This is a genomic window from Bacillus tuaregi (assembly GCF_900104575.1).
Lineage (GTDB): Bacteria > Bacillota > Bacilli > Bacillales > Cytobacillaceae > Bacillus_BD > Bacillus_BD tuaregi.
Genome location: NZ_LT629731.1, coordinates 287693 through 301299, shown reverse-complemented (window position 1 = coordinate 301299; position 13607 = coordinate 287693). Strand labels below are relative to the sequence as shown.

Here is a 13607-nt window from a genome sequence, read left to right as displayed (position 1 = left end):
TGCTTATACCTCCACATCATATGGCTCATAATCTTTACGGAGAGGGTGACCTACCCAATCCTCTCCCAGCATAATGCGATGGAGATCAGGGTGTCCCTTAAAGTGTATCCCCAATAAATCATATGCTTCACATTCAGGCCAGTTCGCACCAGCCCACAGAGGTACAAGTGACTCAATCTCAGGCTGATCTCGGTCCAGCTTTACCTTAATGGCAATCGGCTGCGAGTTTTTATAAGAATATAAGCTTACGTATACTTCCATATGGGTTTGAAAATCCGTGCCATGTAGCTCTGATACATAATCAAAGCTTAACTGTTCATTATATTTTAGATATTCCGCCACTTTAAAATAGTCCTGTCTGCGAATGACCAAAGTCGGAATATCCTTTGATAATCTATTAATATAGCTATCTTCCATTGCGTCTTTGCCAATATGCTCTTCAATCACCTTGACATATTTGTCCAGATAAGGCTGATTTGCTGATGGCTTTTCCTCTTCAACAGCCTCGCTTGCAGCAGCTTTTCCAGCTCCGGCAGCCTTGGCCTTCGCAGCAGCTACAGCAGCGGCCTTGGCTTTTGCAGCAGCAATCGCCTTTGCTTTTTCATCACCCGCATCTCCACCAGCAGCTTTGGCTTTTGCTTTTGCGGCAGCAGCAGCCTTAGCCTTCGCAACAGCAGCGGCTTTCGCCTTGGCTTTTGCAGCGTCATCATCAGAGCTAGCGTCCCCTGCCTGCTGCTTTGCTTTCGCTTTTGCCAGGGCAGCGGCTTTTGCTTTTGCGGCCGCGGCGGCTTTCGCCTTTGCTAAATCATCACCCGCAGCTTCGTCTCCCCCTGCTTTCGCCTCTGTCTGTTCCTTTGCCTTGGCCTTCGCTAGAGCGGCTGCCTTTGCCTTTGCTGCAGCGGCAGCTTTTTGCTTCGCTAAATCATCAGCTGGGGCCGCTTCATCAGACGGCTTAGGCGCTTCAGCCTGCTCCTTAGCCTTCAGCTTCGCCTCAGCAGCAGCCTTGGCCTTTGCCGCCGCAGCGGCCTTCGCTTTCGCGGCTGCTTCCTTTTTCAGTTGCTCGATATCCTTTTCTCCACTCATTTGTTACATCACCTTCTTCCCGGTTTTTGCCTCGTAACGGATTTTCTCCTTCAATTTATTAACTCCGTAAATGAGTGCAGCCGGGTTCGGTGGGCAACCTGGTATGTATACATCAACAGGGACAATTTGGTCGACCCCTTTGACAACGGAATATGATTTCACATATGGTCCGCCTGCAATCGCACAGGACCCCATTGCGATTACCCATTTCGGCTCCGGCATTTGATCGTACAGTCTTCTCAAAATTGGTGCCATTTTTTTCGTTACGGTCCCAGCCACAATCATGACATCCGAATGGCGTGGTGATGCCCGGAAAATAACGCCAAAACGGTCAAAGTCATAGTGCGCTCCGCCCGTTCCCATCATTTCGATCGCACAGCAGGCCAAACCAAACGTTAATGGCCACATCGAGCTGCTTCTTGCCCAGCCCTTTACTTGGTCAAGCGTTGATAGAAAGACGTTTCTCTTGATTTCTTCCATTTCCTCTAAGGTGAAGCCTTCATATTTTAATTCCACTTTAACACCTTCTTTTTCCAAGCATATACAAGCCCGATGACTAGCATAACAACAAAAATCAGCATTTCAATTAACGCAAAAATGCCGAGTTTCTCATAGGCAACTGCCCATGGGTACAAAAACACGGTTTCAACATCAAAAATGACAAACATGAGAGCAAAAACATAATACGCGATATTAAACTGGACCCGTGAATCTCCATAAGGCTCAAGTCCGCTTTCATAAGTGGTATATTTCTCCGTCTCAGGTTTATGTGGTCGTAGTAACTTTCCAAAAAATAACGCTACTATCGGCAAGATTATTCCTAGAATGAGAAAAATAAGAACTATTAAATAATTATTCTGGTAAATATTCAGTAAATCCATGCCTCAACTCCCCCTTTTTGTTATCTGAAAAGTTAAAATTGTAACCGATAACATTATAACACTGTTACAATTTTGTGTCGACATAACAGTTTTAATGGATATTCTTGTATATTTTTCTTGTAAATATTGGAATATCCTGTCAAGACTTTCGCTCTAGTTTCCATACAAAAGCCTTTCTAAACCTAACTTATTCAATAAACAAGCTACTATTCTTGTTTAAATTGAAATAGTATTTTCGACCCTTGTTATTTCCATTGTAAGGTAATTTAAGAGGCTTGATGAACCTGTACGATGCATGCGAGGATAAAATGTTTAGAAATTCTTTACATTGTGAATTAGTCATAGATTTATTCAATAGAAGAAACTCTTCGATGGCTTTCGTATGAGCGTTTTTTGAGGTTATCATACAGCTTGAACATCTCCAGCTTCCCGAAATCCACTCCATGCCGAATCGCGCGCAGTTCGGACATTGGACACCCTTCACTAGCTCCTCGGTAGAAATACCATATTGCTCAAGTATTCTCGTTAATACAGGCTGATGATGTCTAACGATCAATTTCTTCAATTTACGGATTTTCTTTTCATCTAATGATGGCTTATTATTGTGGAGCCTTTCGTAGCTCTGGATTTTCCTGATGAGGTTATCAGCAAACACTACCCGATCGAATACGCGCTTATCCATGAGCTCCGTTTTAAAAATTCCACTACCTTCATGAAACGCAGCCATATATTCAACAGGCATCGCTTCAAAATGCTTCTGAAGCCATTCCTTCAGGAGCTGACATTGACGCTCCAGCTGTGAGATGGGATTGGGATACCCCTGTTCTACTTCACCAATTGTACATCTAAGCTGTTCTGAATAACGGTCGATATAAAGTGAACCTGAGTAATTTTTGGCATCGATAATGAGGAGAAATTGTGGAGAGATTAGAAGTGTATCAATTTGAAAAGAGGTTTGTCCTATAGTCAGACGCTTATCCTTCAAAATGGTATAAAACTTTTCCTTTGGTAAAAAAGTAAGATGATAATCTACATGCTTTTCACCACGGTATCCCTTTTTGCGTCTGGCGATTTCCTTTTCCAGTTCAGGAACCTTTGGGTGGCTTTTCGGCAGTCTGTTCAAAAGGGCCTCCGCTTGCCTCAGACGTAAAGGAATCTTTCTTTCTTGGTGCTCATCCAAACCTATCACTCCTTTTGTTTTGTACTATTTCATTCGCTTACGGAGACCAAATCCCCTGCTATTTTATTATCGTAAAATATAAATTTTAACTTTTTTCTAAGTAATTTATAGATTTCTTAATATCTAGAGATTTGTTTCAATCAGTTAACATAGCTTCAACACTTAAAGGATCCATCCTCCTTAATAACACTCTAAAACTGAAGAAAATTGGTGAGATTATTTTAGAAAAGCAGCGGGGAGATATGAAAACGAGGGAAACCAGCTCCAAAAACAGGTATACTTATAGACCCTATATATCTACTCCAAAGTAATTCATTGACGAAAACCTTAAGTATAAACCTCAATTTTGCTGTTCCGGAACGATATCCGCGCATTTGGAGAGGTTATCCGCGGATTTCAGCCCTATATCCGCGTTTTTCGCCTACTTATCCGCGCTTTTTAGCTACTTATCACCACATTACCTTTTCCTTCCATATTATAAGGATAATTGCCGTCTCCACGCTTCCCTAGCACATCTCCTCAACCTACCTCTCTTCTAAAATAAAAAAACACCTCATTCCGCAGGACGAAATAAGGTGTTCCAATCAATTCAATCTTATAGATCTTTCTTTGATACGTTAATCCGGTTAATCGCACGCTTAAGCGCGAGTTCGGCACGCTTGAAGTCGACGTTGGATTGTTTAACTTCGTTTAGACGCTTTTCCGCACGTTCCTTCGCTTTCAATGCGCGGTCTAAATCGATTTGTTCTGATGCTTCGGCAGCTTGGGCCAGAATCGTTACTTGATCTGGACGAACCTCTAGCAATCCGCCAGTTACGGCTACGAATTCTGTATTGCTCCCATTTTTCATACGAACGGAGCCGATTTGTAATGGGGCTACCATTGGGATATGGCCAGGTAAAATTCCCAGCTCTCCACTTTGAGCTTTTGTACTAATCATCTCTACATCTGACTCATACACCGGGCCGTCGGGAGTAACAACACTGACTTTGATCGTCTTCATTTTTTACCCTCCTGGTCCGAATTTATACCTCTACACCCATTTGTTTTGCTCTTTCCACTACTTCTTCAATACGACCAACTAGACGGAATGCATCCTCTGGAAGGTGATCGTATTTACCATCAAGGATTTCCTTGAAGCCACTTACTGTTTCTTTTACAGGAACATATGAACCTGGTTGTCCTGTAAATTGCTCAGCAACGTGGAAGTTTTGGGATAAGAAGTTTTGGATACGACGCGCACGTGCTACGACAAGCTTATCTTCGTCAGAAAGCTCATCCATACCTAACATCGCGATGATATCCTGTAATTCACGATATTTTTGTAGAGTAGACTGTACTCTACGAGCCACATCATAGTGCTCTTCGCCAACAATTTCAGGTGACAAGGCACGAGAAGTTGAAGCAAGTGGATCCACCGCAGGGTAGATACCCATCTCAGAAAGCTTACGCTCAAGGTTTGTTGTTGCATCTAAGTGAGCGAACGTTGTAGCTGGAGCCGGGTCAGTATAGTCATCGGCAGGTACATAGATCGCTTGGATAGATGTAACAGAACCTTTGTTAGTTGAAGTGATACGCTCTTGTAAACGTCCCATTTCCGTAGCAAGTGTCGGCTGGTAACCAACGGCAGATGGCATACGGCCAAGTAGCGCTGATACTTCAGAACCTGCTTGTGTGAAACGGAAGATGTTATCGATGAACAATAACACGTCTTGTCCTTGCTCATCACGGAAATATTCAGCCATTGTCAAACCAGTCAAGGCAACACGCATACGTGCACCAGGAGGCTCGTTCATTTGTCCGAATACCATCGCCGTTTGCTTGATAACGCCTGAATCAGTCATTTCCCAGAAAAGGTCATTTCCTTCACGAGTACGCTCACCAACACCAGCGAATACAGAGATACCGCTGTGCTCTTGCGCGATGTTATTGATTAATTCCTGGATTAATACCGTTTTACCTACACCGGCACCACCGAATAGACCGATTTTTCCTCCTTTAATATATGGAGCAAGAAGGTCTACAACTTTAATTCCAGTTTCAAGAATTTCTACTTCAGTTGATAACTCTTCGAATTTAGGCGCTTCTCTATGAATAGAGTCGCGGCGGGCATCTGCAGGAAGTGCATCTCCTAAGTCGATTGCCTCTCCTAATACATTAAATACACGACCAAGTGTTACGTTACCTACAGGAACAGAAATCGGTGCACCTGTATCAACAGCTTCAACACCACGTGTTAGTCCATCTGTTGAAGACATCGCAATCGTACGAACTGTATCGTCACCTAAGTGAAGGGCAACTTCAAGCGTTAGCTTGATTTCAACATTATCGTTACGTGTTGCGATTGTCAAAGCGTTATTGAGCTCTGGAAGCTGACCGCTTTGGAACTTCACGTCAACAACCGGACCCATAACTTGAACAACGCGTCCTTTGTTCATCATTTTCCCTCCTACCGTTCTATGAAAAAACTTTAGGGGAATAGAGATTTTCCGACCATCTCTACTCCCATTCTATCCTTTATTCGAGGGCGGCGGCTCCGCCTACGATTTCTGTAATTTCTTGTGTAATGGCAGCCTGACGTGCACGGTTGTAGCTCAAGCTTAAGCTATGAATAATATCATTTGCGTTATCCGTTGCACTCTTCATCGCTGTCATACGGGCTGCGTGCTCACTTGCTTTACTATCAAGTACAGCACCGTAAATCAAGCTTTCCGCGTACTGCGGCAGCAATACCTCCAGAATTTCCTCTGCAGACGGCTCAAATTCATAGGAAGTTAGCTTCCCAGATTCGGCACCCATGTCTGAGAATGGAAGGAGCTTTTTCTCCGTTACATCATATTTGATGGCATTGACATAGTGACTGTAGTATAAGTACAGCTCATCAAAGGTACCATCTGCAAACATGTTGACGGTTTTATTTGTAAAGTCCTTAATATCTGCAAAAGCAGGCTGGTCATGAAGACCAACGATATCGAGGATAACAGTCATGCCTCTCTTTTTGAAAAAGTCGCGTCCTACACGGCCAAGTGCAATGATTGCATATTCATCATTGGACTTGTGACGGCTTTTAATTGTTTGGTGGACCTGGCGCAAAATATTACTGTTATATGATCCGGCTAAACCACGGTCAGCTGTGATGACAATATAGCCTGTCTTCTTAACTGGACGTGACTTCAGCATCGGATGATTCGAGTCCTTTGCTCCAGATGCCACAGAGGTTGTGACCTCCTGAATCTTTTCCATATAAGGAACAAAAGCTCTAGCATTGATTTCTGCACGGTTCATTTTTGCAGCAGATACCATCTGCATCGCTTTTGTAATTTGACTCATCTTTTTAGTCGATGTGATACGTGACTGTATGTCGCGTAAAGATGCCATAGGTTCTCACCACCCTTGATCAACCACTACGGTTGGCATTTCTAATCAGTACGATCTATTACTCAGAAACTGCGAATGTCTTTTTAAATCCATTAATCGCAGATGCCATATCATCGTCAGAAGGTAGTTCTTTAGTTGTTGCAATATGATCTAGTAATTCTTTACGGTTTTGATCTAACCATGCATAGAAGTCACCCTCGAAGCGACGGATATCTGCTACTGGAATGTCATCTAAGAAACCACGAGTTAGCGCATAAAGAATGGCAACCTGCTTTTCTACTTTAATTGGCTTGTTCAAGTCTTGCTTTAAGACTTCAACCGTACGAGCACCACGCTCTAGCTTTGCTTTTGTTGAAGCATCAAGGTCTGAACCGAACTGCGCGAACGCTTCAAGCTCACGGTATGAAGCAAGGTCAAGACGTAATGTACCGGCAACCTTCTTCATCGCCTTAATCTGTGCAGATCCTCCAACACGGGATACGGATAGACCGGCGTTAATCGCTGGACGTACACCTGAGAAGAATAAGTCAGATTGCAAGAAGATTTGTCCATCTGTGATGGAGATAACGTTTGTTGGAATATAAGCAGAAACGTCCCCTGCTTGTGTTTCGATGAATGGAAGTGCTGTGATTGAACCAGCGCCCTTTGCATCACTTAATTTCGCTGCACGCTCAAGTAGTCTGGAGTGCAGATAGAATACATCCCCTGGATACGCTTCACGACCTGGAGGACGACGAAGTAATAATGAAAGCTCACGATATGCAGAGGCTTGCTTTGTTAAGTCATCATATACGATAAGAACGTGCTTACCGTTTAACATGAATTCTTCACCCATGGCAACGCCGGCATATGGTGCAAGATATAGTAATGGAGCAGGTTGTGACGCAGATGCCGTAACAACGATTGTATAATCTAATGCTCCGTTTTTACGTAATGTTTCAACAACCCCACGGACTGTTGATTCTTTTTGACCAATGGCAACATAGATACAAATCATGTTTTGGTCCGCTTGGTTTAAGATGGTATCAATCGCAACAGATGTTTTACCTGTTTGACGGTCACCGATGATTAACTCACGTTGACCACGGCCGATTGGTACAAGAGCGTCAATCGCTTTAATACCTGTTTGTAATGGCTCATGAACGGATTTACGATCCATTACGCCTGGTGCTAAATATTCGATTGGACGAGTTTTAGTTGTATTAATTGGACCTAATCCATCAACTGGTTGTCCGATTGGGTTTACAACACGACCAATTAGTTCTTCTCCAACCGGAACCTCCATGATGCGTCCTGTACGGCGAACTTCATCGCCTTCGCGGATATCCTGGTATGGTCCTAAGATAACGATACCGACGTTATTTTCCTCAAGGTTTTGCGCCAAACCCATAACGCCGTTTGAAAATTCAAGCAGCTCTCCAGCCATGACATTGTCGAGGCCATGAGCACGGGCGATACCGTCTCCGACTTGGATAACCGTACCTACATCACTCACTTGAATTTCAGACTGATAATTTTCAATTTGCTTTTTTATCAGCGCGCTTATTTCTTCAGCTTTGATGCTCATGAGTTTCACCCCTATCTAATCTACGAACTTAACGTAACAATTGACGTTCCAAACGCTCTAGCTTGCCTTTTAGGCTACCGTCGAAAATGCGGTTTCCGATGCGGACTTTAATACCACCGAGCAAATTGGAATCAACTTTATTTTCAATACGAAGAGATTTCTTACCTACTTTAGCGGCAAATGTGGAAGAAAGGGCCTTGCTTTCCTCTTCTGTTAAAAGTCGAGTCGATACAACCGTTGCATCTGCAATTCCTTTTTCTTCATTTGCCAATGTAATAAATTGATCAGCCACTTGTGCCATTTCATCTTCACGATGGCGGTCAATGAGAATTAATAGAGTATTTAGCACATACGGATTTACAGCTGTGAATGCCTTCTTGATCAGCTGCTCTTTTGCCTGTTTTGAAACCTTAGGTGATTTCAAGACCGTATTTAATTCCGTATTCCCACTTACTACTTCTCTCACTACACGAAGTTCTTCTTCCATTGGTTCAAGAAGTTTTTTTTCTTTTGCAAGTTGGAAAAGAGCATACGCATAGCGGTTTGCTACTGCTGAATTACTCATCGCTCTTCTCCTATCTGTTGAATGTATTGATTAATTAATTTCTCTTGATCTTTTTCATTTAATTGCTTTTCAATAACCTTAGAAGCAATTAATACAGATAAAGAAGCCACTTGCTCGCGGATTGCCGCAACTGCCTGCTCCTTCTGCTGGTTGATCTCAAGCTTCGCATTTTCTTTCAAGCGGTTGGCTTCATCACGTGCAGCCGTGATAATTTCTTCACGCTGTACATCGCCTTGCTTTTTCGCATTTTCTACTAACTCCTGCGCTTCAGAACGCGCTTGCTTTAATAGATCACGTTGTTCTTCTAAAAGCTTCTTGGATTCAACACGACTTTGCTCAGCCGCACTGATTTCACCCGCGATATGGTCTTCACGTTGTTTCATGATTCCCATTAACGGACCCCAAGCGAATTTTTTCAATAACGCCATTAATATAATGAACATAACTAGCTGGAATACAATATCCCCGCTGTTAAAGCCTGCGTGTGCTGCAGAACCTAATACTAGACCGTTTGTTAACACCCTCGATTCACTCCCTTCAAGAGTTTAGCACTTCATTGATTCATCTATAGAAATTGAATTCATTTCCAAAATTAAGAGTCATCATTTCCATTTTTCATACATTATTGCAAAAAAAAGATAAAGGAAAGGCGAAGGTTCCTTAAGATATCTTCGCCATTTTAACCATCGATCTGACTGTATTAGCCACCGATAACCATGAACGCAATAACAACCGCGATGATAGGAATCGCCTCAACTAACGCAACCCCGATGAACATTGTAGTTTGTAACATACCTTTTGCTTCTGGCTGACGTGCCATACCTTCAACTGTACGAGATACGATAAGACCGTTACCGATACCGGCACCAAGTGCTGCTAAACCAATTGCTATTGCTGCTGCTAAAAGACCCATTATAAAGTTCCTCCTTAAGATTATGAAAATTGTATTCTTTTTTGTCCATAGTATGAACAGGTTATATATTATTAATGGTCTGAGCTCACTTTATGTGATAGATAAACCATTGTTAACATCGTGAAGATAAACGATTGGATTGCGCCGACAAAGACTGAGAAGCCTTGCCATGCAAGTGTTGGGATGATGGCTGCAATCGTGCCGCCTACCCCTGTTGCCAGACCTCCGGCTAGAAGTCCGAGCAGGATTTCCCCTGCATAGATGTTACCGTAAAGACGAAGACCTAACGTTAAGGTGTTAGCGAATTCCTCGATAATCTTAATTGGGAACATGAACCAAAACGGCTTGAAGAACTCCTTACCGTATGCTCCGAATCCCCTTAACTTAACCCCATAATAATGTGATAAACCAATAATCATGGCAGCTAAAGTTAGTGTTACAGTAGGGTCAGCTGTTGGTGACTTCCACCACAGTACTCCGTCATATGTAATCGAAAACGGAAGCCCTAGCATGTTGGAGACAAAGATATACATGATAATGGTGATTCCCAATACATGGAATCTTCCTCCAGTTTTCCAATCCATATTACTATTAATAATACCCTTGACAAAATCCATGACCCACTCCATGAAGTTTTGCATGCCAGTCGGCTTCATGGCAAGTCGTCTGGTAGAAATTACGGCAATGAGGAATACAATCAAACTTGCAACTGTAATCATCAATACGTTGGCTAAATTGAAATTTAAACCTAGAAACTCTCTCATAGGTGCTTCATGATTCATCTGTTATTCACCTCTCTTCCCCTACTATTTTTGCGAATGAAAAAGCTGTAGAATACTATCTATCATAATGACAATGTAAGCTGTCATTAAGCCGATAACCACAGAAATAGGATGGATATACTCAGGATATTCCATCGCCAGCATTACAGCAAAAATGGCTGCTGCCATGCGCGACATCATTCCGAGAGAGCGCATCTTGCCGCCCTTTTCCATCACATTACCAAATTGATCAATCTTTTTCACCAAAAGCCATAAATTAAACAGGCTCAGGGACGTGCCAAGTATGAGACCTAGAAATATGGATTGGTAGGATGTAAAGCCCCATCCTAGTACATATACCGCTAACAAATAAAATATGTATTTGCGCTCTCTTGTGAACATCGTTTTAAACTGCAGCATTATTTATCGTTCTCCTGGTTAAAATGTTGTATTGTGTGGAAAATTGCGAAGATTCCCGCAGTCAATCCTATGAGTAAACCAAGGATTAAAAAAAGCGGTGCAGTCCCGATAAGACCATCCAACCATCTTCCTAGAAAAATTCCAACCAAAATGGTGCCAACCAGCTGCGATAATATTGCTGACATGAGCGCAATGGCTTTGAAAGGGCGACTTTGACTCATAGCTACTGTCTCCTTCAGGCCGTTCGAAATTTCGACAAAATCGATTTCAAAAAAGATTCACAAAACCATACTTTTTCATTATAATCGCACTCCAGGAAAATTCCAATAAAGATTTTAAAATAATAAAAGTGAAGTTTTTGTGAATTGTATGCGTTATCACTGTAGTTGTCGAAAATTAGACACATTTTTTATCTGAAAACCCTCTCATTATATCCTTTGTTAGCATACAATAGCCACATTTCCCTTGTCAATTGATTTGTAGTGAAAAGTCTGAAAATGTCACATTAGCAAAAATCGTGTTCACATTTTATTCACATTTGCATTATTTTCACTATTGAAAAGTTATTATCAATGTTGTATATCTATAATTTTTGATATTTGAATGTACGTTTCGATCCAATCCTCCTGACCGGCCTTTCTTGCGAAGACTTTCGACAAGTACAAGCCCTCTGGCGGCAGCTTTTCGACAGGAATATCCTCTTGAAGCATGCCTTTGCCCGTATTCCGCTTCCAATCTAAGTATTGCACAAATTGGTACGTGTCCGGATCAAATAAAGCAATCCCAAACTCCTCTGCTCCACCCGGCAGGTAGACCTCATAGCGGTAAATCCCTTCACGATCACCAGCACCAAAGTCAAACCCCATGACACGGGGGTAATTCGGCTCCTCCAGGACAAACAGATAGGGAATCCCGATATCCCTTCCATCCGCATGTAGGGTAAGGCTGCCATCGTGAATCTTTTTCTTAAAAATTTGCGGGTCAACCTCGAGCTCCAGCTTTACCTCCTTTTTCTCACCAGCCTCCAGATAGACAGGCATCGGCATATGCCAGGTCATTCCAGGCTCCTTGTTCGGAACCTCAAAGGTTATCTTCTGCGGAGCATTGGAGGTATTCTCAATCGTGATAATCGCTTGATGCTCATGTGGTCTGTCAGCTAGCTGGAACTTGCCGAACTGGAGCGACGCCGGATAGACCAGGACCGCTGCCGCAATCGACTCTTCAAGCTGAATCCGGCCTGCCCCCTGCTCGTAGGTCTTATAATCATCATGGTTTCTATCCTGCAGCGGCTTTGCATAGTTCATCAGTGCCGCCTTGATTTGCACAGGTCCCCATTTTGGATGCGCTTGCTTTAGAAGCGCACAGGCTCCAGCAACATGCGGGGCCGCCATGCTCGTTCCCTGCAGGCTGAGATATCCCCCCGGAATCGTGCTGAGAATCGCCACCCCCGGTGCGACTATATCCGGTTTAATATCCCATGTAGTCGTAACCGGACCACGTGAACTAAAGTCTGCTAGCGTATCTTTTTCTTCTATTATATAGGTTTTTACATATGCCTGACCTTGAGCTGCTTTTTTCTTTAATTCTCTTCCATCCTTTTTGGATATGCTCATGACTGGAATTTTGCTGCTTCGGTCAAGGTTACCAAGAAAGGGTCCCTTCGTATTATTATAGATAATAACCGCCGTGGCCCCTGCCTTTTCCGCATAATCTACTTTTTCGGAAAAAGTAATTTCTCCACGCTCGATAAGAGCAATCTTGCCTGCCATATTCCTCAACTGCTTCGGCAACCCAATCCCGCCGTCTGCCAGCTCATAGGTGCGGTCCAAATCCCAGGTTACCGACCCGAGCAGCGGCTCGAGCCTGATTTTCACCCCTTCAACCTCGATATAAGGGATTTTCATCGTCGGCGTTGAGGCGCCTACGGAAATGGCCTTCGCTGCCGTCCCAGGGGAACCAACCGTCCATACATTAGGTCCAGAATTCCCTGATGATGTCACGGCGGTGATGCCATGATCGACCGCATTGTTTAGTGCCACACTTAAGGGCAGATCAGGCCCATTCACATTGTTGCCTAGCGATAAATTAATAATATCCACCTTGTCCTTGATTGCCTGCTCGATCGCGGCAATCACCTGCTCCGTCGTGCCCATGCCGCCTGGTCCAAGCGCGCGGTAGGCAAGTATCGTCGCGTCCGGTGCAACGCCTGTAATCCGTCCGTTTGCGGCAATAATCCCGGCCACATGTGTTCCATGAAGGGTCGATGCACCGCCAATTCCCGTTGTTTCCATCGGGTCACCATCGCCATCAACGACATCCTGCCCGCCGCCATAATTTTTCCTCAGGTCCTCATGACGGTAATCGATGCCTGTATCAATTACCCCTACTTTTACTCCTTTTCCGGTCAATCGTCTGTGATTCCCATCAAACATCCCCCTAACCACGTCAGCACCAATCATCTCAAGATTATCACCCTGATTTGGCAAGGCGTTGATGTCTGCCGCCTTATAGTGATTGACCAATGAATAATCAGCGATGACTGATTCACGTGCCAGCCTTTTCAATTCCTCCGCAGGTCCCTTCGCCGAAAAGCCCTTCAGCGCATAGTTGAAGGTATTTCGAAGGGTTGTATGTGAGTATTTCTGGAGGAGCTGCTGGAGTTCTTCCGATGCTAAGCCATCTTTAGTGAGGAAAATCGCAATTTGCTCAGCCTGCTCATCTATTTTCGGAAGCGGCGGCAGCTGGAGTGTTCTTTTTTCTGTAGCAGCAGAGGACACCTGTCCAGCTGGTATCGTTGAAAAAAGGAACCATATGACTAAAAACATCATCCACCCTCTCATACAAACCCCTCCTTTTCCC

General features: G+C 43.6%; 15 protein-coding genes. All 15 read right to left on the bottom strand.

Annotation, left to right across the window (positions count from 1 at the left end; all coding sequences use genetic code 11):
* Positions 1 to 3: 3 nt before the first annotated feature.
* Positions 4 to 1083, bottom strand: coding sequence for an NADH-quinone oxidoreductase subunit C (locus BQ5321_RS03805; RefSeq protein WP_071393297.1), 1080 nt, complete (start codon positions 1081 to 1083; stop codon positions 4 to 6).
* A 3-nt stretch (positions 1084 to 1086) separates the two neighbouring features.
* Positions 1087 to 1563 carry a NuoB/complex I 20 kDa subunit family protein gene (locus BQ5321_RS03800; RefSeq protein ID WP_390622181.1) on the bottom strand — a complete coding sequence of 159 codons (477 nt, stop codon included), beginning with the start codon at positions 1561 to 1563 and terminating at the stop codon, positions 1087 to 1089.
* Between the two features lie 26 nt (positions 1564 to 1589).
* A complete protein-coding gene (locus BQ5321_RS03795; RefSeq protein ID WP_071393295.1) occupies positions 1590 to 1964 on the bottom strand; it encodes an NADH-quinone oxidoreductase subunit A in 375 nt (124 codons plus the stop codon).
* Between the two features lie 187 nt (positions 1965 to 2151).
* Positions 2152 to 3144 (bottom strand): nuclease-related domain-containing protein, encoded by a 993-nt coding sequence (locus BQ5321_RS03790; protein WP_159433398.1) that lies wholly within the window; start codon positions 3142 to 3144, stop codon positions 2152 to 2154.
* Between the two features lie 595 nt (positions 3145 to 3739).
* Positions 3740 to 4147 (bottom strand): F0F1 ATP synthase subunit epsilon, encoded by a 408-nt coding sequence (locus BQ5321_RS03785; protein WP_071393294.1) that lies wholly within the window; start codon positions 4145 to 4147, stop codon positions 3740 to 3742.
* A 22-nt stretch (positions 4148 to 4169) separates the two neighbouring features.
* Positions 4170 to 5582: a F0F1 ATP synthase subunit beta gene (atpD, locus tag BQ5321_RS03780; RefSeq protein WP_071393293.1), complete on the bottom strand. Its 1413-nt coding sequence runs from the start codon at positions 5580 to 5582 to the stop codon at positions 4170 to 4172.
* 79 nt (positions 5583 to 5661) lie between these two features.
* Positions 5662 to 6522, bottom strand: a complete 861-nt coding sequence (locus tag BQ5321_RS03775) for a F0F1 ATP synthase subunit gamma (RefSeq protein ID WP_071393292.1) — start codon at positions 6520 to 6522, stop codon at positions 5662 to 5664.
* Positions 6523 to 6580: 58 nt separating this feature from the next.
* Positions 6581 to 8089, bottom strand: a complete 1509-nt coding sequence (atpA, locus tag BQ5321_RS03770) for a F0F1 ATP synthase subunit alpha (RefSeq protein ID WP_071393291.1) — start codon at positions 8087 to 8089, stop codon at positions 6581 to 6583.
* Between the two features lie 28 nt (positions 8090 to 8117).
* Positions 8118 to 8654, bottom strand: coding sequence for a F0F1 ATP synthase subunit delta (locus BQ5321_RS03765; RefSeq protein WP_071393290.1), 537 nt, complete (start codon positions 8652 to 8654; stop codon positions 8118 to 8120).
* Positions 8651 to 9175, bottom strand: coding sequence for a F0F1 ATP synthase subunit B (locus tag BQ5321_RS03760; protein WP_071393289.1), 525 nt, complete (start codon positions 9173 to 9175; stop codon positions 8651 to 8653). The genes BQ5321_RS03765 and BQ5321_RS03760 overlap by 4 nt, the downstream gene beginning before the upstream one ends.
* A 179-nt stretch (positions 9176 to 9354) precedes the next feature.
* On the bottom strand, positions 9355 to 9567 hold the full coding sequence (gene atpE, locus BQ5321_RS03755; protein WP_071393288.1) for a F0F1 ATP synthase subunit C: 213 nt from the start codon (positions 9565 to 9567) through the stop codon (positions 9355 to 9357).
* 71 nt (positions 9568 to 9638) lie between these two features.
* The gene (gene atpB, locus BQ5321_RS03750) at positions 9639 to 10349 is read right to left on the bottom strand and encodes a F0F1 ATP synthase subunit A (protein ID WP_071393287.1); all 711 of its coding nucleotides are present in this window, start codon (positions 10347 to 10349) and stop codon (positions 9639 to 9641) included.
* Positions 10350 to 10373: 24 nt separating this feature from the next.
* Positions 10374 to 10748, bottom strand: coding sequence for an ATP synthase subunit I (locus BQ5321_RS03745; RefSeq protein ID WP_071393286.1), 375 nt, complete (start codon positions 10746 to 10748; stop codon positions 10374 to 10376).
* Positions 10748 to 10969, bottom strand: a complete 222-nt coding sequence (locus tag BQ5321_RS03740) for an AtpZ/AtpI family protein (protein ID WP_071393285.1) — start codon at positions 10967 to 10969, stop codon at positions 10748 to 10750. Before BQ5321_RS03740 ends, BQ5321_RS03745 begins: the two co-directional genes overlap by 1 nt.
* 348 nt (positions 10970 to 11317) lie before the next feature.
* Positions 11318 to 13588: a S8 family serine peptidase gene (locus tag BQ5321_RS03735; protein ID WP_071393284.1), complete on the bottom strand. Its 2271-nt coding sequence runs from the start codon at positions 13586 to 13588 to the stop codon at positions 11318 to 11320.
* Positions 13589 to 13607 lie beyond the last annotated feature (19 nt).